The organism is Legionella lytica (genome assembly GCF_044626755.1).
In the GTDB taxonomy this organism is placed as follows: Bacteria; Pseudomonadota; Gammaproteobacteria; order Legionellales; family Legionellaceae; genus Legionella; species Legionella lytica_A.
Window position 1 is genome coordinate 1,389,122 of sequence record NZ_JBGORX010000001.1, and the last position, 21,069, is coordinate 1,410,190.

Sequence of the window (21,069 nt, forward strand, 5' to 3'; positions counted from 1 at the left end):
ATCAACAATACCCTGCATTTCACCCCTAAGTCCATAATTTTTATGATTTTTTACTTTTAATTTAATTAATCCGTATTGCGAACTAATTGAGCTAAGGACTTGTTTCTAAAATCAGAGGAAATTAATATCATACATAGCATTTTAAAGTATCTTAAGTATATAATGCTTTCCCTTTTGACAACTCGAACGAATTAATGAACAACTGGTCTTCAGAAAAAATTTCGGTACTTGCTTTAGTCCTTTTGATAACCGGTGCTATTGATAGCATTAGAAATTTACCCGGTACGGCATTGTTCGGCTCGTCGTTAATTTTCTTTTTTATCTTTTCAGCCATTGTTTTTTTGATTCCCGTTGCCATGGTTGCCGCCGAATTAGCCTCCACTTGGTCTGAAGAAGAAGGTGGTATTTACAGTTGGGTAAATCATGCCTATGGTGAAAATGTGGCCTTTTTTACGATCTGGCTACAGTGGATAAATACCTTAGTTTGGTATCCCACCATTCTTTCATTTATTGCTGGTGCTTTAGCTTATTTAGTCAATCCAGAACTAGCGCAAAATAAATATTATTTGATTGCCGTAATTCTCACTATATTCTGGTCTTTAACCTTTATTGGGCTATCCGGACTGCGTGCTTCTGCCCATTTCGCTGGAATTTGTGCCATTTTAGGCATGATTATCCCTATGGGTTTTATTATTGTGCTGGCTATTATCTGGGTTATTAAAGGGAATCCTATTGCGATTGATTTCAGTCTGCCGCATTTATTACCCCAATGGAAAGACAGCCAATCCTGGGTTTCCCTTACGGCCATTATGACTTCGTTTTTAGGTATGGAGCTTGCTGCGGTGCACGTGCGTAACGTGAAAGATCCACAAAAGAACTTCCCGCGCGCGCTCTTCTTTTCAGGCATCCTAATCTTATCCACGATGATTTTAGGTTCACTAGCGATTGCCTTCGTATTACCGAAAGAGAAAATCAGTCTTGTTGATGGCGTAATGCAAGCCTTTAGTAATTTCTTCCATGCTTATCATTTGACTTGGCTCATGCCTATTTTGATTGTTCTTTTACTCTTAGGTAGTTTGGGTAGTATGATCAATTGGATTATCTCCCCTGCCAAGGGCTTGCTCATGGCCGCAAACCATAATTTCTTACCTAAGTCCTTTTGTAAATTAAATAAGCATGGCGTTGCCTCACGTATTTTAATCGCCCAGGCCGTATTGGTAACGCTATTATGCAGTGGCTTTCTGTTATTCCCCAGTGTGAATGCAATTTATTGGTTGTTCACTGACTTAAGTACTGAATTGTACATTATGATGTATGTATTGATGTTTATTGCTGCCTGGAAGCTCAAAGCAAAATTTGCTCATGTACAAAGACCCTTTGCCATACCCGGGGGTAACCCTGGTTATTATCTGACCTGCATCTTAGGCCTATGTGGCTGTATTATGACCTTAATTGTGGGTTTTATACCCCCTGTTGAGTTCATGAATTTTGGTAGCGCGTCTCATTTCCGTTTAGTTTTCTCCATAGGTATTTTTATAATGATCTTACCTGCCGTCTTACTTTACTGGCGCAAACGACGTCAAGAAGTGAGTTTATAGCTCTACGCAACCCGTATTCGCATCGCCTAATACGGGTAGTTCATCCCATATCCCCTGAGAGAGTATCATGCCATCAAAAAAGTTAGATTTATTGTGCCAACAAATTGACAATCAAGACACCGATGATTTTGGTAAATTTTACATGTACGTGAGTTTATTAAAATCTGTTGCTATGCGAAATACTACTTTTGACAGCGGACTCCCCACATACAATCAAGGAATGGCGTTTTGGAAACAAAAGCGCTTAGCACTGGGGGAATTACCTAAAAACTTCCCAGAAGAAGTTGCTGCCTATGCCCGTGAATTCATCAACACCGAGCCCAACGTATCAAACCTTTTTTATAACATTGCCATGACCTACATGCGCAAAGGCAACATTGCTGATTTAATTTATATTATTGATAAGATGCTTACTCATCTTCAGGCAATAAATAACACGCAAAGTCACAATCAAGAAATTTCTAGCAACATTAGTTTTATTAATAAAAAACCCGAAATTGTCAAATTTATTGAACAAGTTTCCGCCTGCAATCAACAATTACTTGCCACCGTAGATAGTACCTGTAACACAGCGTTATTTACTGGAGCTGTTCTTTTATTAAGTCTTATATTCTCCTTGGCCCCCTCACTGCTTATTCTGGGGCTCATGGCTGGAGGAGCCTATAATGTATACTCATATGGCATTCAAGCCTATGAACAAGGAGTAGAAGCAGGAAATAAGATAACGCTACTGGGTAAAAAATTAGCAAACCTCCCTCAAGAAACAAGTCTATTGAGTAGCAGAAGTCATATTAGCTTTTTCGCTGCAGTCATTACGCCATTACCACACGCAGCAATTACCGCAGCAGAACAACTTGCCCCCAATAAATCGTGGCTAGATAAAGCCTCCAAATGGCATGAACAATTAGACAATACGTGTAGCTTATTGATAAATAAATAATGACAATCGGGTTGCTTGCACCGGGCTCTTCACACCTTCTCCTAGACCCCGCTGCTTGCCAGCGGGATCTAGTGTTCTAGTTAGCTCCAGAATCTCACGAATGGATTTATAACTTATCTTTTTCCTCTAAGGGAATCACTCGCGCCTCATGCTCTAACATGACGGGAATATCACCATGAATCGGGAATGCTAAACGGTCAAATTTACAAATTAATTCATTTTTTTTATGAATAAGTTTTCCCTTACATAAAGGACAAACCAAAATTTCCAATAATTTTTTATCCACCGAGATCTCCTTCACTCACTTAAGAGTTCTTATCGTAGGTTACTTGATTGCGAACGTATACTGGCTGGGCATCAGCAACACCAATAGCGGGTAGGTTCTTAGCCAGAACCAATTCAATCATCGCTGCAGCATTTGGGTATACGGTTAACCGATTACTCACTTGAGCCTTTAACGCATCAGGAAAATCAGCCCAATACTCATCAATACCAGCCCCAGCCAGCACCACGGCTTGCTCAGAAGGTAATGCAATATCAGCAACTGGATTTACACGTTCTTCTGCAACATACTCTGATGGCGGGTAATAAGCCCAATACATTTCATGCATGCGCGCATCTAATACTGCCAATACAGCGGAATCTGCATGCCCTGCCTGTTGGCGTGCACCCCAAGCAATAGTAGCCAGACTGCTCACCGGAATTAAGCCTAAATCATTCGCATAGGCCAAACCTTTAGCAATACTGCAAGCAATACGTAAGCCCGTAAAACTACCAGGTCCGCAGCCAAAAATAATCCCATCAAGCTGCGTCATTGATGTATTTGCTTTTGCCAATAGCTCATCAATCATAGGCAGCAAAAATTGCGCCTGGGTTCGTTGAGCCCCCTGCTCTTGATGCAGCAGCTCATCACCAAATGATATCGCGACACTTGCTTGCTCTGTTGATGTATCAATCGCTAACAGTTTCATAATCCAATGCCAACTCTCTAATAAATTTTAAAACTTTTTCTTCATCACGTGTTTTGGGAAGTTTAGGCAAACTGGCTAGAATACGTCGCCCATACTCTCTACCGGTCAGGCGTGGATCAGCAATTACTAGAATGCCTTTATCCGTATTATCGCGAATTAAACGCCCTACCCCTTGCTTTAATGCAATTACCGCATTGGGTAAGGATAACTCATCAAACCCAGACAGCCCTTTTTCTTTTAAATAGGCCATTCGCCCCCGGGTAACTGGGTCAACTGGGCTGGAAAAAGGTAATTTATCAATGATAACACAAGAAAGCGCCTCCCCCTTAACATCAACGCCTTCCCAAAAGGTTGCCGTACCTAATAAAACAGCATTGCCTAATTGGCGAAAACGTTCGAGCAAAATAGGTTTTGCTTCCGTTCCTTGAATTAATATCGGATAGTTTAAAATACCGTCCATCATTTGAGCAACTTGTTTTAGCGCTTTATGGCTGGTAAATAAGAAGAAACAGCGTCCCCCTAATTCCTCAATAATGGGTATCACTCGTTTAAGCAGCAAATCATAATAATTTTGATTTTTAGGGTCGGGTAAGCCTCGCGGCAAATAAAGTAACGCTTGCTCCTGATAATCAAAAGGACTGGGTAACAGTAAGGTTTTTGCCTCATCAAGTCCCAGGGGATTACAAAAACAGTCAAAAGAATCCGCCATGGTTAAAGTAGCCGAGGTAAAAACATAAGTGCACGATTGTCTTTTTAGTAACTGACTAAAAGGTTCAGCAACAGTATAAGGCGTTGCATGAAATACTAACGTATGCTTAAAACGTTCTAACCAACGAATTTTATCATTTTGGGTCTGGGTAAACAGTTGCAATACAGAACCAAACTCTTCTAAGCGCTCCTTACAACGAATTAACCCGGGCTTTTCCGCAATCGCCTCTACATCAAAACATTCTAATAGTTCATTTTGTAAGCTCAGCCAGCTATCCCAAATCCCCATAAATGTTTTATTACGTTTCAGCTCTTCCCAACTGCTACGTTCATCAAAAGTAGAAACATACGTTACTAATTCATCCATTAGTTTATCTGCTTTGAAACTTAGTGCTTTTAAGGGTTGGTTCGCTAAATCAATCGCCGGCCATTCGCGAATTACATCATCAACTAAATCACGAAATTGACGTGTACCAATGCGATCACCATTAAAATGAGTGGCAATTTCTGCCAATTGATGGGCCTCATCAAAAATGACCACATCAACACCAGGTAATAGCTCCCCAAACCCCTCATCTTTCAAACGCGAATCGGCAAAAAACAAATGATGATTAACAACGACCACATCGGCTGTTAAGGCTCGTTTACGTGCTTTCACCAAAAAACAGTCTTCATAATTAGGACATTCCGCCCCTAAACAATTATCGACCGTTGACGTGACATACGGCCATACGGGAGAATCTTCGCTTAACTCCGGTAACTCCGAGCGATCACCCAATTTCATTTGCGATAATTTACTACGCACATGGGCCACTTCATGAGCGCATTGCGGACTTTGAAACTGGCCCTCTTCGGCATGCAATTCAACACGGTGCTGACAAATATAATTTGCCCTGCCCTTTAAATTTTGGATACGCGTAGAAAGACCTAAAGCACGAACCAAGGTGGGTAAATCTTTTTGATAAAGCTGATCTTGTAAGGTTTTAGTTGCGGTAGAAATGAGTGCTTTCTTGCCACTAAGCAAGCAGGGCAATAAGTAGGCGAAGGTTTTTCCAGTTCCTGTACCTGCTTCGGCAACTAAAATTGATTTATCTTCAATCGCCTGAGCAATAGCTTCGGCCAAATCAGACTGAGGGGCTCTGGCCATAAATCCAGGGATGGCTGTTGAAAGCCGGCCTTTTTCGCTGAGGCTGTGCCGGCATGATTCGCTAAGAGAAGTGATTTCTACTACTCTTCTTGTAAATAGCGCAGTTTATCAGTTACCGCGTCCCAATCTTTTGCATCCTCGGGCGCATCTTTTTTCGCAGTAATGTTCGGCCATTTTTGTGCCAATCTAGCATTCAATTCTTTAAACTGCTGTTGTTCATCCGTTAAATCATCCTCAGAAACAATAGCGTTCACCGGACATTCTGGCTCGCATAGAGCACAATCAATGCATTCATCAGGATGGATTACTAAAAAATTAGGCCCTTCATAAAAACAGTCCACAGGACAGACTTCAACACAATCGGTGTACTTACAACGAATGCAGCTTTCAGTTACGACAAAAGTCATGACAAACCTTTTCAAATGGGAATAACGAATGAGTGTTATTAAAGCACAAAACCAGGTAGTGGTGGTAGTAATTATCTCGTTCTGAAACCAGATTTAATCAGGCCTGCTCTCCCATTTAAAATTCAAAAATAATCACTGTGCTCTTGAATAGTACATCCGTCTGTGTTAAATTTAATCAGATTTATTTTTAAGGTTCAACTAGGACCTTTTTATACCATTATCGCTTTTTGTCCGGAGCAGCAATGACTCAGTTAAACAATCTATTTGATCAAGCCAATAACCCCGAAATTCAAAAACTTATAGAAAAGTTTAATGAGACCCCTAGGGAAAATTATCTAGAACGCTGTTTTTATTTTCAAAAAATTAATTTTTTAGTGAAACATGCTCGAGGTGATGCAGAATTAACTCGTTGGATAAATGCCAGCTCAGAAGAAGCAGGAAGCTGGCAAGCGCTGTTAATGTCTTTTGAGATTAATCCGCTGGCAGAACCCCTGTTACAAACAACCCAATTTGCTGATGTAGTAGCTAACAGTACAGAGCAACGGCCTATAACGCTTAGAGAAGAAAGTGCACAAAAATTAACAGAAAAACTCAATCAATTATTAAAGCAAAATGTGCCTTTTGAGCGTTGCCGAACGCAATTTCTCGAATTGAACTATCGTATAAGCCAGGTATTTGCAAAGCTTCCTCCTTATCCTCAATTTGGTCGAGGACAGCTAAAAGCTTTTATTGAGCAATTTAACGCGATTCCTCAAGATGACCATCTTCAACGTATCTTTCAGTTACAACGAATCCAATATCAATTAAACAAAGTTCCTTTAAATCAGAACTTATTTAATTGGCGCAATGGTCATCCCGACCGCACTGGAACGTGGGAATCACTTTTAACAACTTACGGTATTGATCCCGATGGCTCATTTTTATTAAAAAGCTCCCAATTTGCAAAAGCCATAAAAAGCAGACTAAGGTCCTATCCTTCCTTAGAAAAAGATGCTTCTTATGATAATCTCCATCAGCTCATGCAACAACGAGATGAACTGCTGGAAAAAACAGTTCTTGATGCAAAAGACAAAACCTTATACCTTGCGCTATGTTGCCGCATCGACTCTTTAATAGAAAATCAACCTAGACATAGAGAAACGAAGGAAAGACACTTCCGTGATTTAGCACGAGCCAAAGCGAAACTCTCTGCAATTAAAGGTCATAATAAGGATGAAAGCGCAAATTATCAAACCAATGTTTTGGGTGGTCACCAGGTAAATAATTTTAACTTCACCTTAGACATTAAGGTGCTTGAAGAGCAATTTGCCGCAGAAGAATCTAAAAAAGAAGAATCCAAACGGTTTGTCCTGCGTATCGAAGACCGCCCTCAATTAGGTATTGAACAAAAATTACAGTCTTATGAGGTGACTGATTATTTTGCTGATGATGTAGCATTTTCGATGATTGAGTTCAAAGATTCAGATGGGGATGTCTGCTATAAACCATTGGTATTAAGTCAATTTGCCAAAGAAGGTGATCTCCGAAGTGTGGCAAAAAGATTAAAAGACAAAAACACCGCTTTCATTTTAAGCAGAGCCAAACATTATTTTGAACGAATTAATAACTTTTGTATCAAGTTAAAAGAAGCGGATGTTTACCATCCGGATATAAAATTAAGTAACTTCCTGGCTCATAATAATCGCTTACTTGTTGCGGATAGAAAAACTTTTGTGAGCGGAAAGTCTCAACTCGCATCCAATTTACGTTCCTCCCCTCAATATGCACCACAAGAATATTCTGACTGTCTTAATGAAGACCAGGATTCCTATATTGCTAAGGCCTATAAAACCCGCTTTGATATGGAACAATTTATGTCATACCAAGTAGGTATGGCTCTTAAAGAATTCTTACTATTGACGAAACTGGATGAGCTGCCCGATGATTATTGGAGTCATGACTGCGATATAGAGTCTTATTTTAAAGACGGTAACAATCAGGTAAAGAACTATGTTTTGCTCATTCGCGAACTGACTCGTCCAGAAGAAGGTAAAAGACTGTCCATCAGTCAAATGCAGAAATTATTAAAAACCGTCGGCAAGCAACCGATTAATTTTTATGACGACGTAGAAAGTATGCTGCCTTCAACCTCGGTAGGACTTGAAAAAGAATATAATGAAATTCAGGCACTACTAAATAATAGGTTAAGTAATGAAGAATTATTAAAACAAGCCAATCCCATCTTTATTCAATTAAATCTTCGTGACCCTCAGGAATGTCGTCTGAATCGACTTGCAGAAAAGCTAGCCATTAAATGCTATGAACAATGCTCGAAAACTTATTTTGCAAATATTTCAAAATCCATTGAAAAAATGCTTTTAGAGCAAGACTGGCCACATGCTAGCTTCACTCAGAAATTGATTCATTACGTATCCTTCGGCTACTTCCGTGTACCTCAGGTAACTGATGTATCGCAAATAAAAATTGATTTAAATTTTTCAGGAGCTGAATTCCAATCCCATTTTATTCCATTTATATCCTTATCTAAAACACATCTGCAACATTTGGGAGCAAAGCAATCTCAACACGTCATCGATTTCTTACAAGCGAATATGAAGGAAATAAAAACAGCATTTGCGACAATCCTTACTGAAGGTATCGATGAGGTAGAATCTGTCACAAATAAGCAGTCCCCAGAAGCATTGGTCAGTAGTCCCCTCCTTACATCGCCTTCAGAGTTGTCTGAGGAATCATTGGGAGATGAATCGCCTTCGAGTAGTATCGTTATTAAGAAAACCAAGAAATCAGAAGGCGATGAGGAATCACTCTCCAGTAGCATCGTGATTAACAAAACCAAGAAAGCCGAAAGCGATGAGGAATCACTATCCAGTAGCGTCGTGATTAAGAGTATCCCCGAAAGTACTGAAGAAGACGGAGAGGAAGAGGAAAATTCCGGCAGTGTAGTTTTTAATCCCAATCCAATCTCTAATGCTACTCCAGAAATAGGTGCAGATGCAGAAGAGAAAAAAATTGAGCATAAAGCAAAGGCCCAAGCAACTCTGCGATTTTTTGCCGCCGCTAAAAAACAACAACCCAGCTCTTATCAAGTAAGAAAAGAAAATAGATTTTTCAATAGAAGGACCTTACATGGCACCAGTATTGTCTTTAAAGGAGATTCATTGATGGCGGAAGTAGCCGCGGAAGAGATTGAATCCACTAATCCTTCCGCTCAAAGCTCCCTAGCCGCAGTTTGCTAGTGCCAAAAGAAAGTGCTCAAGGAGGAGCGCTTATTTTAATAAACTCAATAAGTTAAACAAAGAAAAAGCAAGTAAGTCTTACAGTTCAGGCCAACAAGTTATATTATACCTCTTTTCCAATTTATATTTAGCAATGCTTTAAAAATTGTCTATATTATAAGTAAGCTGATCTTTTAAAGACCAACTCATCTAATACAGAGAGTATTAAAGTATATTGAATAAATGGAGTTATTATGCCAATACATGAACGACGACAACACTTCCGTATCGAGGATTATATATACTTTAACTACCGAATTATGGAACCCGGTGAAATGTGCTCAGATAGAGCCGTTGTCGACGAATTATTGGGTAAAAACGGACAGCGCTATTTAGAAGCATCCCATTACTTCCAAAATATTGACTACGAATTGGCTGAATTAACTCAAGCTATTGCTTTAAAAGATCCTGCTTTAGCGCACTATCTTAATTTATTGAATACCAAAATAGATTATTTGTCTCGACAAATGCTGATGACCAATACCATTCAAATGCGTAAAGTAAACATTAGCCTTGGCGGCATGGCATTTAAAACCACCGAACTAATTAAAGAAAAAACCAATTTAAAGATGGTTATCTATACCAAGCCCAAAATGATCCCCATTATTTTAGAGGCCACCGTGGTTTATAGCCAATATCAAAGTGAACACCATTACCGTACCGCAGTAACATTTAATGGTTTAACCGATGAACAAGAGCAAATATTATCCCAACATATTTTATTGGGGCAAGTAAAAACCCGCTCCGACTAAAAAGGTTACAAAATTAGTTAATCCACAGTAAACTACACCCTTTCTAATAGGTCCTAATCCTGTGGCCTATTATCCTACTCTCCGACATTTTACAGAGAATCATAACCGTTATAAGAGGTAAATTATGACTAGAGTCGTACATTGTTGTAAATTAAAGCGTGATGCAGAAGGTATGTTAAAAGCCCCTTTCCCGGGAGCCCTGGGAGAGCGAATTTTTAATGAAGTATCGCAAGAGGCCTGGAATATGTGGCTATCTCATCAAACCATGTTAATCAATGAATATCGCTTAAATTTGCTTGAGCCCAAATCAAGAGAATTTTTAAAAGAAGAAATGCAAAAATATTTCTTCGGTGAGGGTTCAGACAAACCTGCTGGATATACACCAAATTAGCCCATTTTGAAACATAATAATCCAAACTGTTGAGTGGCCTCAGATTTTTTCAAAAAAAATGAAATCAATGCTTGACTCTAAGGCCATAAAACGGTTTAATGCATCCCGTTGGGGCCAGATAGCTCAGTCGGTAGAGCAGAGGATTGAAAATCCTCGTGTCGGCGGTTCGATTCCGTCTCTGGCCACCATCAAAGTTAAATTCCTCCGGTGACTCTTCCAACGTTTAGTAAATCCACAATAAAACGGCTCTATCTCATGTAAGTGGGCACTTTAATCACTCGCAGAACACCTGGCTCTTTCCCATTTAAGGGGGCAGCTATAATCACCGACAGAGCACCTTAACACGCACTCTGAAATTTTCAAAAATTTCTAAAACCATAAGCCCTACTTTGAATCAGCTTCATCTTTCGATAGAACCCCCTGTGTACCCATATCCTGCACTGCAGTGGCTGGCAGTAGACTACTGCGACGTAGACAATTCGCGATGGCATAGTGCTGATAAAATATAATTGTGCTACATTTATTTCATTAAGGGATTTTACTCTTCGCTGAGACCACTATGGATTGGATTAAAGATCGCCAAGATTACGAGCTGCGGCTTACAAATATTAAACCTTTTTTAAATGGAAAAATCGTCTTAGAAAAAGACATCATAACCTTATTGGAAGCTGCGATTAAACCTTACGACAAAGTGTGTCTCGAAGGTGATAACCAAAAACAAGCCGACTTTCTTGCCCGCAGCCTCTGCGCCATGAACCCTAAAAAAGTATATGGCCTACATATGATCCAATCGGCTGTAACGCTTGCCGAGCACTTAGATCTATTTGAGCGTAAAATTGCCGCGAAAATCGATTTTTCTTTTGCCGGCCCTCAGGCAACACGCCTGGCTATTATGATTCAACGAAATCAAATAGAAATTGGTAATATCCATACCTACAACGAGCTTTATGCACGTTATGCCATGGATTTAACCCCAAATATAGCCCTAATTACCGCAGAAAAGGCCGACCATCAAGGTAATCTCTATACGGGAGCAAATACCGAGGAAACCCCTAGTATCGTTGAGGCAACTGCCTTTAAAAATGGTTTAGTCATCGCTCAGGTCAACGAAGTAGTCGATTCTCTTCCCCGAATTGATATTCCGGGTGGCTGGATTGATGCGGTAGTTCAGGCGCCTAATCCTGCCTATATTGAACCCTTATTTACCCGCGATCCTGCCTTAATTGATGAAGTAAAAATACTCATGGCTATGATGGTTATTAAGGGCATTTATGCACCTTATCAGGTCAATCGTTTAAATCATGGCGTGGGGTTTAATACCTGCGCCATTGAATTAATTCTCCCCACGTACGCGCAATCCTTAGGGTTGAAAGGAACCATTTGCAAACATTGGATGGTTAACCCCTTACCGACGTTAATACCTGCAATAGAAGCCGGCTTTGTTGAGTCTATTTTTTGTGTGGGGGGTGAGGTAGGCATGAATGAGTACGTACGTGCCCGCCCGCAAGTTTTTTTTACCGGCCGTGATGGCTCTTTACGTTCCAATCGTCTTTTTGGCCAACTCGCCGGGCACTATGCGTGTGATGTCTTTATTGGCGCCACACTACAAATGGATCCTCAAGCAAATAGCTCTACGGCAACCAAAGGACGTATCGCCGGTTTTGGAGGAGCACCGAATATGGGCTGTGACTCTCTTGGACGACGTCATTCCTCTTATGCTTGGCTTAAAGCAGGACAGGAAAAAAATAGCCATAATCCGCAAGCAATGCCTCGTGGCCGTAAGCTGGTAATTCAGATGGTTGAAACCTTCCAAAATGCAGGAAAACCTACTTTCGTCGAAAAGCTTGATGCCTGGGAATTGCAACAAGAGATGCAAGCCGACTTACCCCCAGTCATGATTTATGGGGATGATATTTCCCATGTCGTTACCGAAGAAGGAATTGCCAACTTATTATTATGTAACAATTTAGAAGAGCGCGAACAGGCAATTCGCGGCGTTGCCGGCTACACCCCCATGGGGTTAAAACGAGATAAATCCCTGGTTGATGAGCTACGCAATCGAGGAGTCATCCAACGTCCCGAAGATTTAAAAATCAGCTTAAAAGACGCGGACCGTGACTTGCTTGCTGCCAAGAGCATCCATGATTTGGTAGACATATCGCAGGGACTTTATTGTCCTCCCAATAAATTCAGGAATTGGTAGGAAACTTATGGATACGTATCAATATACATTTAATCTGGAAAAAAAATTACCCGCAACCCCTGTTGTTAAAGTTGGGGTTGCCGGCTCCGGCAATTTAGAAGTACTCATTAAAACGAATACTAATTCCAAACAAACAACTATTCGGGTTAATACCACCGTTTCTGGTTTTAAAACAACCTGGGATGCGGTCATTGAGCGTTATATTGAAGAATACCCCTTCGCAGGCCTCAATATTATCCTAAATGATGCCGGTGCGACTCCTCCGGTGGTATCTCTGCGCCTACGACAGGCAATTGAAACTTATCAATCAGGCTATACCTCCAAAGAAAACTACATCGAGGCCAATGCACGCAGCCGCATATACTCTTTGGTGGATGCCCAAAGTTTTACCGAATTTCTTCTTGATGAAGACACACCAAGCCCTACACTGCCTCAATTAAAAATGCAGGTAGAAACTGATGATGGAGTTATTATTGGGACCGCACAAATTGACGGGTCGACCATAGCCATAGCAGCTCAACAAAAAGATTTCATTGGCGGCGCGGTAGGTGAAGTTCATGGCGCAAAGATTAATGGCTTAATTAAATATGCCCTTAAAAAGAAGCTGGAGGCTTTGGTCTTCTTAATTGACAGTGGTGGTGTACGCTTACAAGAGGCCAATGTCGGCGAAATCGAAATTTCAGAAATTATTCGTTCTATCTTAGATGCCCGTTCTGCAGGCATTAAAACTATTGGGGTAATTTGTGGTAGCAATGGAGCCTATGGAGGCATGGGAATCATCAGCGGTACCTTAGATTATCTGATTGTGAATCAAGGAGCACGCATCGGCGTTTCTGGTGCCGAGGTTATTCAGGCGGTAAAAGGAGCAGAGGTATTTGACAGCAGTGATCGTGCGTTAATTTGGCGCGTTTATGGCGGCAGAACCCGCTTTTTACAGCAAGCGGCACAGGTTTATACGACCAATAAAATGGCCGATATCCGTGAAGCCATAAGCAATGTCTTGCGCCATTCGTGCCCCAAGCTTAACTTAGACACAGTTCTTGCTCAGCATGAATTATTACAGCAGCGAATCCTCGCGGGCACTAACTGCACTGAAGAGGGAGAGTGGCTGAAAAAGTATCACCCTGAACTTTATGAACACGATGTTTTTAATTGTACGGACTCACAGTTTTTAGTGTTGGCCAATAAAGGGAAAAATCATGTCCAGTGACCAAATTACCGCGCAACAACTAATCAAGCACTGTTTTGATACGGCAGAAACCCAAATCAATCAACGCATCATTTTTGGCAGCGGCACAATAAAAGGGAAACAATTTAATCTACTTGGCACCATTGAAAATACCGATTTTGGAGTTGATGAGGCCATGGAAATGGCCAAACAACTATTGCTGCTGATAAAAAATAAAAATCAGGAGCCCATTATTCTGCTTACTAACGTCATTGGTCAAAAGTTATCGGTTCGCGATGAATGGCTGGGTATGTATGGTTATTTCTCCCATCTATTAAGCTGTTTGCATTTGGCGCGTCAAAATGGCAATAAACTCATTTCTTTAGTCTACAATCAAGCCATTGGAGGCAGTTTTATCGCTTTTGGTATGATGGCGGACCGTATTTATGCATTACAGAATACGGAGTTAGCCGTTATGTGGTTGGAGGGCATGGCTAAAGTCACTAAATTGGATGTTGAGTTGCTGCGCGAAATCAGCAAAACATCAGCAGTATTTGCTCCTGGCGTAGAAAATTTTAAAAAGCTAGGCGGCTTGCACGAAGTGCTGCATTTAAATGACCTACCCCAAAAATTATTATTGACGTTAGAAGAAGAAAATCTTACTAAAGACAATCGTGCAGAACTTGGCAAAAAATATGGTGGCCGCTCAATGGCCTTTGACCTAATCAATAAGATTGAAAACCTATGAATTATGCGCGACATACCCTATGTTACCTGAACCCCAGTACAGTAGCGGCAAGTCAGCATTCAGAGGAGCAGCAGCGTTTATTTAAATACTGGTTGCATTGCGGCTATCCTTTTATATCCCCCAGACAACCTCAGGAGCTTCCATCAGGAAAAATACACCTTGCAATTCCCTATGTGAATCTGCAACAGCAAAAAATCCGTGCGGGCTATCAAGTCGCCCTATCTGCAATAATTCAAAACCAAGAACTCCCCAAGTTCACGGACATATTTCCTTCAGTGCAACTGGAGGCTACTGCCGATATTAAAGTTTATGGTTCTTATTGCTGGCAGTATCTAACCCAAGAATCCTATGTACAACCTGACTCTGATTTAGATGTGCTGATTATCTACGCGGCACAATCCCTTTCTGATTTAAGAGGACTTTATCAAGAATTACTCCTTAAAAGTAAGGTACAACAGATTGATGGTGAAGTACGCTTTCCTCACTGGGGTGATTGTTCGCTGCACGAACTACTGCAAAACAGCGACTCTATTTTATTTAAATCCATTAATAACGTATTTTTGTTAGCGAGAGAGGAACTTTATGCAACATACCCCTCCCTCGGCTTCTAATCTTAATAAAATGGCCCGTTACTATGGCAAAATAGCAGTGCGTGCGCTTTATGACGAAATTGCCCTATACCCCAAACCAGGCTTGGTGAGTTTTGTGGATACCGGGGCCCATCAGGACATGAACGGCGCTTTATTTTTTCGCAGTCTCTTTGGTTTACGCCATTATTTCATTCATGTCGGACACCAAGCCGCCCTTAATGCACCCCAAGCAGAATTAGTTAAGTTGGGCCTACAAGCTGAACAAACTATGCAGAAAATAACCTCTGGAGTGAATACCCATCGCGGAGCAATTTTTGCCTTGGGTATCATGTGTAGCAGTATTTGTAAGTTAAGCCTGCGCTATAAGAAATTTTATCCGCAAGATTTGCATTTAGCCATTAAAGAGGAATGGGCCCCTTATTTACAAAAACATCACCAAAATCCCAATACTCATGGAAGTCTGGTGAAACAAAAATACGCAGTTGCAGATGCGAAACAAATGGCAATAGATGGCTATAAACTGGTTTTTGATACCTATTTTGCTTTAGCAGAGATTCAACATGATAAAGAGTTTTTTGGTTTACTTGCCTATCAACAGCTCTTATTGGCTATGGATGACATTAACATTCTCTATCGTACCGGCCCAGAAGGCTTGCAGTTTGCTCGTTATCACATACAACAAGGGATTTCCTTAGATAATCGTAGACGCTCCATACAAGAAGCTGCTCGCCTGCATTTATTATTTTCCCAATGCAACATTAGCCCTGGAGGGGTTGCAGACATGTTGGGACTTATATATTTTTTACGCCATGTATTTGGGGAGTCACCATGAGAATTTTATGCGTTTTTGCTGGACAAGGTTATCGAGAAAACAACTTATTTGCTTTCTTTCAAGGAAATAACCAGGCATTGCACCACTTAAGCGAGTTCTCATCTTTAACTAATATAGATTTTTTGCAGCCCAGTCCTCCTCTTACTGATCCCCATTGGACGCAACTTATTATTGGGGTTTATCAGCTAACACTTTTTAGTATGCTAAAACCACTTTTTAACCAACATCAAATTGAATTAGCCGGTTACAGCATGGGGGAAGTCAGCGCGTTTCTTGCAAGCACTGAGGCCTCATTAGAAGACAGCATTAAACTCTACAGCTATCGCACTAAACTAATGATAACACTGCTGGATCAAGCTTATGATTTACTCTCTATTCGCGGTAATTTTGACGTGGAGGAAATAAAGGCTGCCTGCATACGGCATCACTGTTATGTCGCTATTGTTAACTCCCAGCAGCACGTAGTTCTAGGTGGCAAAATAACGGGGCTCCACCAATTACTTGCAGAATTGCAAGACCGCGTTGCTCGAGCTAACTTTCTTGAAGTGCACCTACCTTCACATACGCCCTATTATGCAGATAAAAAGGGGCTTTTGTTAGCATTTATCAATGAAAATCTGCCTCAATCCAGTTTACTTTATCCCATTATCAGTCCATTAGAGTTAATCAAAATATATAATAGTGAAGAAGAAAAGCAGGTGCTCGACCAAGAATTATATACCTCATTACAATGGCATAGCGTCGGTGAACTAATCAGCGCGTATCAGTATGATCTGATTATTGATCTTGGACCTGGCTCAGCAATGAGCACTATTTTAACCGAGATTAATCCGCAATTAGCGGAAGTAAAACGAGTCATCACCGCTCAATATAAAAGTTTAAATGGTTTGTTACATGCAATGAAACCCCTATTATGACGGTTAGAGCTGTGGGATAATGATTAGAATTTAATTTAAGAACGCCCCATAAGCTCTCTCATTATCTGGATTTAGGGTTCAACCTATCTTGGAAAGATAGAAAAGCAAAGTTTATCATTGAAGCAGAAACTCCCGTAATGGATGAGGTGTGATTTCGAATTACTCCTTTAATAGGGGCTGATAAACTTTTTCAAGATTCTCAATAAGCCTTTAGGTGTTTGCTGTTCGCGAACTGCGAGTATCTATTGATATTCACTATTGTTAAACTATTTTATCAAGCACTTCTAATCTTAATCTACTGTCATCTACTTAATCAAATAAACTGTTATTCGCTGCATTTTTTTTCGTAAGCATTCTAAATCATGCATGATAGATGTGTCATTTTATTCTACATGACGTTTGCGATCATCTCACCAGTAATATGGATTAAAGGCTTATTTAACCCTTTACCGAGACCATCCTTTTTAAAAATATTTCTCGAGCTAGCTCAATTAGATGATTTTCCAGATGCAAACAAAACAACAGAGAGATCAAATATTGACCACAAAATGATTTTTTAATATAATAGCCCCCTCTATTGTTATTTTCTAGGAGTTCAGCATGGCGGTAACCGAAGATCAGGTACAATGTCTACTCTCATCCGATACACAAAAAATGACCGAGGAGCAGCAAATATATTTGCTCCATGCCATTCTTGAGGATGCGAAACAAGCATTAGATCAAGAAAAAGATAAAGATGTTTATAAACTCATTTCTGACTTCCAAGCTCTCTTAGAGCACAGACACTTTTTAAGTGATGCTCGAGAAAATGTAAATAAATTAATTGCCTTACTTGAACAAAGAGAAGATGGAAAATCAACCCTGGCTCATTTTAAAAAACATGGGGTCTACCGCATTCTTTATCGTAATCCCACGATGCGTGGCCAGCAAGCTCCTGAAGATGACGACTTAAACCAACTACTACGTGCAGGTTACGCAGGTATAGGAATTTCTGCCGTAATTATTGCCTTTTTTGTAGCCACCACGCTTGTTGGAGGCGCTCCCTTTTGGCTGACCGCCATTTCTGCAGGACTATTTACCGGTGCCTCAACCTATTTAAGTGGGATTTTGTATGGTGTAGTGAACGATCTTTTTGCAACGAAGGCTAATTTGCCTTACTTTTTATTAGGCCATCAACCACAACAAACCAGTATGCTGCGTACAAATAATAAAATAGCTCAAGGCATCGCCTGGGGTGTGGCAGCAACATTTGGACCCGTAGTTCTTGCCTCGGTGCTCTTTACCTTAGTGGCAACGGTTACCGCTTTTTTTGTTCCTCTAGCTACATTTGTATTACCCGCCATGATGATTGCAATGCCTTTAATTGCGGTTGGTGCTGAAATATATGCAAGAAAAATGGCCATTGAACACCAAAATCAACGTTATATACATAATTTAACCTCTCGGCTAGGGATAAATAGCTATCAAAAAGACGGAATTGACTTAATGTGTCAAACACCACATGAGCTTGCTGCCTGGTTAGCCAATGGAGACCGTAACCTCTTTGGTTTTCAACGAGTACCCTTGATTGGTTTGGGCGCATTAGCCGGTTTTGTGGGTCTAAGTGTTTTCAGTACGCTAGTCCCGCCCGTACTTTTTGCCTCCCCAATCATTGCTATGGCTGTTCCTGCCGCTTTTGCTGCCGTAGCTGCCCTTACTTTGGCTGCGGGTGGAGTTTATACCTACGCTAATCGCAACACCATGCTCGATGATCGCTATCGTATGGAGTTTGAAGGAGACATTAAACCTGAGTTATATATTGACGAAGATGCGGTCTATGTCCAAACCGTACTACGCAAATACCCTAATCCAGCTGATGCTCCCCGAGTGAACCCTACACCAGTCTCTACACAGCAGGTCGAAGAGCCTAAAGAGGTCGCTCATTTTGCTCCAGTAATTTCGCTCCCTAATGTAGGGTCCTCAGCGCTCAGATCTCAAAAAGAAGAACGGGATGAAAATCAGGAAACGCATGGCATCTCTCGAACAAACAGCTAATAACCTGATGAAATGACTTAGAACATCCCCTGTTTTTTTTAAAATTATCTACTATAGTTTTAATACTCTAATAAGAATAATAACAAACGGGGGATGTCATGTTACGTCGATGGACCGCTATCGCTTTATTATTTTGTACCCTCCCATGCTTCGCGGCTGATGAGCGCGAAATTGCCATTACTATTGATGATTTACCCTTTGTTGGTTCCGGCACAAGTACTCCAGCCAGCCTAAAACGAACCCAAGACCGATTTATGGCTATAGTAAAAGCACTTGTGGATAATCAAGTACCTGCTACTGGTTTTGTGATTGGTGGTGCTGTAGCTAAGAATGAATGGGATCTATTAGAAACGTTCCGCAATCAAGGCTTCGCCTTAGGTAATCATACTTACACCCATGACAGCCTAAACAGCATGAGTGCCAACAAATACATCGCGGATATTGAACGCGCCGATGTTAAATTAGCTCCCGTAATGACAGAACCCAAATATTTCCGCTACCCTTATCTTGCAGAGGGAAATGGCGAGAAAAAACAACAGGTAGTGAATTATTTAGCAGCGCATCAATACATTATTGCTCCAGTTACGATTGACAGTAAAGATTATGAATTCAATGCGCAGTTTTATAGAATTCCTTATCGCAAGAGAGCACAAAGTATTAATCAATTTAAGAAACGTTACTTAGCTTATATTTGGAAACAAACTCTGGCAGCAGAACGTAGAAACAGTAATGGACAGCCTAGAAAACAAATATTGCTTATCCATGCGAATCTATTAAACAGCTACTGCCTGGAAGATATTCTTGATATGTATAAAAAGAATGGTTACAAGTTTATTAGTCTTGCCGATGCATTGAGAAACGATACGGTGCAACCATTAAATGCGAGTGCAGAATCATCAAATCTTACTGAGCAAGTTCCGAAAGAAGCGGTGATGAATAAAGGAGCACTTTAATTGCAAGAGTGTGATAATACACCGGCATATCCGAGTTGCTTGCAACCAGGATATGCCGAATGGATTTTCTACCAGAAGGGATTACTTAGACGAAGAAACCTGAGTTACTCGAGAGATAGCATGCTTAGGTAACAACAACCAATAATGCCCGGTATTCTTCATATGACCAGCAATCGACGTCGCACGATCCCCGTCACCCCAAAATACATCCCCACGAATCTTACCACGAATTGCACCACCCGTATCTTGGGCGATCATTAATCGTTGCATCGGTTTGTTTTCATCTGGTTTAAGGCTATTTGGACGTGTAGTATTCAACCACAATGGTGTTCCTAGAGGAATCCATTGCTTATCTACAGCAAGAGAATAGCCTGGAGTTAACCATACACCTTGCGCCCCCAAAGCAACTCCTTGATTCATTTTACGGAAAAATACAAAGGATTTATTTTGGTTAATCACAGGATGCAATTGTTTAGGATGCTTGGTCAAATAGCGCTTAATCGCTTGCATGGAGGCATTATCTCGAGTCATAATCCCTTTTCTGATTAAAACCCCAGCAATAGCAGTATACGGCTGTCCATTTTGTGCATCATAGCCCACGGAAAGACGTTCGCCATCCTCAAGTTCAATAAGCCCTGAACCCTGAATTTCTAAAAAGAGTCGATCGATGGGACTATTAATCCAAACCAATACTTTAGCTTTATCCTTCAAAGCCCCTCTATTGATTTGCGCACGCGTATAATAAGGTACGAGTTGTTTTTTTACCAAACGACCCACGATACGGCGATTCTTCAGATCTCCGGAAAACATGCCTAAATCAGAAGTAACTAAATCGTCAGGTGTTTCATATAAAGGCACACTAAATTCCTTAGATTTAGTATAACTACCCTTAATGGTTGGAACATAATAACCGGTAAACAAACCAGGTCCAGTCTCGGGATCAAAAAACTCCACCGGCTGAAACCATTCTTCAAAAAATGACTTGGCTGATTTATCAGTAATAGAATCAATGTTCAAAGCAGCAACACAGGCAGGTTGCCAATCTTTGACTTGTAGCTCAATATGATCGGTTCCAACCACTTGCTCCGGCTTTTGTTTCACAAAAGCACGGCAAGAAACTTGAAATGTTGCTAATGAGCGCTTCAAATCAGCAGACGTCCATCCAGGGAGGTGGTTAAAAGTAACCGGCCTGAATAGAGAGGCTGTTTTTTGCGGTTCTACAGGTTGTTTAAGTTGCTTGGAATGCCAGAACCACCAGGATGTTGTACCTAGTGCAGCAATGGCGACGAATAATGATGTATATAGTATTTTCTTTTTCATAGAGGACAATTTTTACACGTTATGGAAGATAATGCAACTAAAAATTGGTTATTTTTAAATCAAATTATGAGCTATAGCTTTTAAAAGGTCAATAGTATAACCCATCAACCAATTG

At 40.7% G+C, this 21,069-nt stretch carries 18 protein-coding genes, 1 tRNA gene and 1 pseudogene; 14 read left to right on the top strand and 6 right to left on the bottom strand.

Translation table 11 applies throughout. The features are described from left to right. The first annotated feature begins 194 nt into the window (after positions 1-194). A complete protein-coding gene (locus ACD661_RS05795; protein ID WP_400186885.1) occupies positions 195-1,598 on the top strand; it encodes an APC family permease in 1,404 nt (467 codons plus the stop codon). 67 nt (positions 1,599-1,665) lie between these two features. Continuing rightward, the gene (locus ACD661_RS05800; protein ID WP_400186886.1) at positions 1,666-2,538 is read left to right on the top strand and encodes a hypothetical protein; all 873 of its coding nucleotides are present in this window, start codon (positions 1,666-1,668) and stop codon (positions 2,536-2,538) included. Positions 2,539-2,644: 106 nt separating this feature from the next. Here ACD661_RS05800 and ACD661_RS05805 read toward each other — a convergent pair whose 3' ends face one another. The 4 genes from ACD661_RS05805 to fdxA all read right to left on the bottom strand — a co-directional run bounded on the left by ACD661_RS05805 (position 2,645) and on the right by fdxA (position 5,771). Then, positions 2,645-2,824 (bottom strand): Trm112 family protein, encoded by a 180-nt coding sequence (locus ACD661_RS05805; protein WP_252579404.1) that lies wholly within the window; start codon positions 2,822-2,824, stop codon positions 2,645-2,647. Between the two features lie 19 nt (positions 2,825-2,843). Further along, positions 2,844-3,509, bottom strand: coding sequence for a tRNA (adenosine(37)-N6)-threonylcarbamoyltransferase complex dimerization subunit type 1 TsaB (gene tsaB, locus ACD661_RS05810; RefSeq protein ID WP_400186887.1), 666 nt, complete (start codon positions 3,507-3,509; stop codon positions 2,844-2,846). Beyond that, positions 3,490-5,364, bottom strand: a complete 1,875-nt coding sequence (locus ACD661_RS05815; protein ID WP_400186888.1) for a DNA repair helicase YoaA — start codon at positions 5,362-5,364, stop codon at positions 3,490-3,492. Before ACD661_RS05815 ends, tsaB begins: the two co-directional genes overlap by 20 nt. An 80-nt stretch (positions 5,365-5,444) precedes the next feature. Further along, entirely contained in the window at positions 5,445-5,771 is a 327-nt protein-coding gene (fdxA, locus tag ACD661_RS05820) for a ferredoxin FdxA (protein WP_400186889.1), read from the bottom strand. Between the two features lie 242 nt (positions 5,772-6,013). Here fdxA and ACD661_RS05825 point away from each other — a divergent pair, with 242 nt between their 5' ends. The 4 genes from ACD661_RS05825 to ACD661_RS05840 all read left to right on the top strand — a co-directional run bounded on the left by ACD661_RS05825 (position 6,014) and on the right by ACD661_RS05840 (position 10,377). Further along, positions 6,014-9,007: a hypothetical protein gene (locus tag ACD661_RS05825; RefSeq protein WP_400186890.1), complete on the top strand. Its 2,994-nt coding sequence runs from the start codon at positions 6,014-6,016 to the stop codon at positions 9,005-9,007. 233 nt (positions 9,008-9,240) lie between these two features. Then, positions 9,241-9,798 carry a PilZ domain-containing protein gene (locus ACD661_RS05830; RefSeq protein ID WP_058535562.1) on the top strand — a complete coding sequence of 186 codons (558 nt, stop codon included), beginning with the start codon at positions 9,241-9,243 and terminating at the stop codon, positions 9,796-9,798. Positions 9,799-9,922: 124 nt separating this feature from the next. Next, entirely contained in the window at positions 9,923-10,189 is a 267-nt protein-coding gene (locus ACD661_RS05835) for an oxidative damage protection protein (protein WP_400186891.1), read from the top strand. Between the two features lie 112 nt (positions 10,190-10,301). After that, positions 10,302-10,377: transfer RNA gene (locus ACD661_RS05840), tRNA-Phe, on the top strand. 134 nt (positions 10,378-10,511) lie between these two features. On the opposite strand, the pseudogene ACD661_RS05845 reads toward ACD661_RS05840, so the two are convergent. Beyond that, positions 10,512-10,617 (bottom strand): annotated as a pseudogene (locus tag ACD661_RS05845) (transposase); the annotation flags it as partial. A 131-nt stretch (positions 10,618-10,748) separates the two neighbouring features. On the opposite strand from ACD661_RS05845, the gene mdcA reads away from it, so the two are divergent. From mdcA to ACD661_RS05885, 8 genes are all read left to right on the top strand, one after another. Continuing rightward, on the top strand, positions 10,749-12,392 hold the full coding sequence (mdcA, locus tag ACD661_RS05850; RefSeq protein WP_400186892.1) for a malonate decarboxylase subunit alpha: 1,644 nt from the start codon (positions 10,749-10,751) through the stop codon (positions 12,390-12,392). Between the two features lie 7 nt (positions 12,393-12,399). After that, complete coding sequence (mdcD, locus tag ACD661_RS05855; protein ID WP_400186893.1) at positions 12,400-13,602, top strand: biotin-independent malonate decarboxylase subunit beta; 1,203 nt, start codon at positions 12,400-12,402, stop codon at positions 13,600-13,602. Next, positions 13,592-14,308, top strand: a complete 717-nt coding sequence (locus tag ACD661_RS05860; protein ID WP_400186894.1) for a biotin-independent malonate decarboxylase subunit gamma — start codon at positions 13,592-13,594, stop codon at positions 14,306-14,308. Before mdcD ends, ACD661_RS05860 begins: the two co-directional genes overlap by 11 nt. After that, positions 14,305-14,919, top strand: a complete 615-nt coding sequence (mdcG, locus tag ACD661_RS05865; protein WP_400186895.1) for a malonate decarboxylase holo-[acyl-carrier-protein] synthase — start codon at positions 14,305-14,307, stop codon at positions 14,917-14,919. The genes ACD661_RS05860 and mdcG overlap by 4 nt, the downstream gene beginning before the upstream one ends. Continuing rightward, complete coding sequence (locus ACD661_RS05870; protein ID WP_400186896.1) at positions 14,891-15,730, top strand: triphosphoribosyl-dephospho-CoA synthase MdcB; 840 nt, start codon at positions 14,891-14,893, stop codon at positions 15,728-15,730. Before mdcG ends, ACD661_RS05870 begins: the two co-directional genes overlap by 29 nt. Next, entirely contained in the window at positions 15,727-16,647 is a 921-nt protein-coding gene (locus ACD661_RS05875; RefSeq protein ID WP_400186897.1) for an acyltransferase domain-containing protein, read from the top strand. Before ACD661_RS05870 ends, ACD661_RS05875 begins: the two co-directional genes overlap by 4 nt. 600 nt (positions 16,648-17,247) lie before the next feature. Further along, entirely contained in the window at positions 17,248-18,681 is a 1,434-nt protein-coding gene (locus ACD661_RS05880; protein ID WP_400186898.1) for a hypothetical protein, read from the top strand. A gap of 98 nt (positions 18,682-18,779) precedes the next feature. Beyond that, positions 18,780-19,634: a polysaccharide deacetylase family protein gene (locus tag ACD661_RS05885; protein ID WP_400186899.1), complete on the top strand. Its 855-nt coding sequence runs from the start codon at positions 18,780-18,782 to the stop codon at positions 19,632-19,634. Between the two features lie 81 nt (positions 19,635-19,715). Here the strand turns inward: ACD661_RS05885 and ACD661_RS05890 are convergent, their stop codons facing one another. Beyond that, positions 19,716-20,954, bottom strand: coding sequence for a murein transglycosylase A (locus ACD661_RS05890; RefSeq protein ID WP_400186900.1), 1,239 nt, complete (start codon positions 20,952-20,954; stop codon positions 19,716-19,718). Positions 20,955-21,069: the final 115 nt, after the last annotated feature.

What these genes read in the sequence shown, in the direction of transcription:
- ACD661_RS05795 (WP_400186885.1), top strand. Translation starts at nt 195, where the DNA reads ATGAACAACTGGTCTTCAGAAAAAATTTCGGTACTTGCTTTAGTCCTT.
- ACD661_RS05800 (WP_400186886.1), top strand. Translation starts at nt 1,666, where the DNA reads ATGCCATCAAAAAAGTTAGATTTATTGTGCCAACAAATTGACAATCAA.
- tsaB (WP_400186887.1), bottom strand. Translation starts at nt 3,509, where the DNA reads ATGAAACTGTTAGCGATTGATACATCAACAGAGCAAGCAAGTGTCGCG.
- ACD661_RS05815 (WP_400186888.1), bottom strand. Translation starts at nt 5,364, where the DNA reads ATGGCCAGAGCCCCTCAGTCTGATTTGGCCGAAGCTATTGCTCAGGCG.
- fdxA (WP_400186889.1), bottom strand. Translation starts at nt 5,771, where the DNA reads ATGACTTTTGTCGTAACTGAAAGCTGCATTCGTTGTAAGTACACCGAT.
- ACD661_RS05825 (WP_400186890.1), top strand. Translation starts at nt 6,014, where the DNA reads ATGACTCAGTTAAACAATCTATTTGATCAAGCCAATAACCCCGAAATT.
- ACD661_RS05830 (WP_058535562.1), top strand. Translation starts at nt 9,241, where the DNA reads ATGCCAATACATGAACGACGACAACACTTCCGTATCGAGGATTATATA.
- ACD661_RS05835 (WP_400186891.1), top strand. Translation starts at nt 9,923, where the DNA reads ATGACTAGAGTCGTACATTGTTGTAAATTAAAGCGTGATGCAGAAGGT.
- mdcA (WP_400186892.1), top strand. Translation starts at nt 10,749, where the DNA reads ATGGATTGGATTAAAGATCGCCAAGATTACGAGCTGCGGCTTACAAAT.
- mdcD (WP_400186893.1), top strand. Translation starts at nt 12,400, where the DNA reads ATGGATACGTATCAATATACATTTAATCTGGAAAAAAAATTACCCGCA.
- ACD661_RS05860 (WP_400186894.1), top strand. Translation starts at nt 13,592, where the DNA reads ATGTCCAGTGACCAAATTACCGCGCAACAACTAATCAAGCACTGTTTT.
- mdcG (WP_400186895.1), top strand. Translation starts at nt 14,305, where the DNA reads ATGAATTATGCGCGACATACCCTATGTTACCTGAACCCCAGTACAGTA.
- ACD661_RS05870 (WP_400186896.1), top strand. Translation starts at nt 14,891, where the DNA reads ATGCAACATACCCCTCCCTCGGCTTCTAATCTTAATAAAATGGCCCGT.
- ACD661_RS05875 (WP_400186897.1), top strand. Translation starts at nt 15,727, where the DNA reads ATGAGAATTTTATGCGTTTTTGCTGGACAAGGTTATCGAGAAAACAAC.
- ACD661_RS05880 (WP_400186898.1), top strand. Translation starts at nt 17,248, where the DNA reads ATGGCGGTAACCGAAGATCAGGTACAATGTCTACTCTCATCCGATACA.
- ACD661_RS05885 (WP_400186899.1), top strand. Translation starts at nt 18,780, where the DNA reads ATGTTACGTCGATGGACCGCTATCGCTTTATTATTTTGTACCCTCCCA.
- ACD661_RS05890 (WP_400186900.1), bottom strand. Translation starts at nt 20,954, where the DNA reads ATGAAAAAGAAAATACTATATACATCATTATTCGTCGCCATTGCTGCA.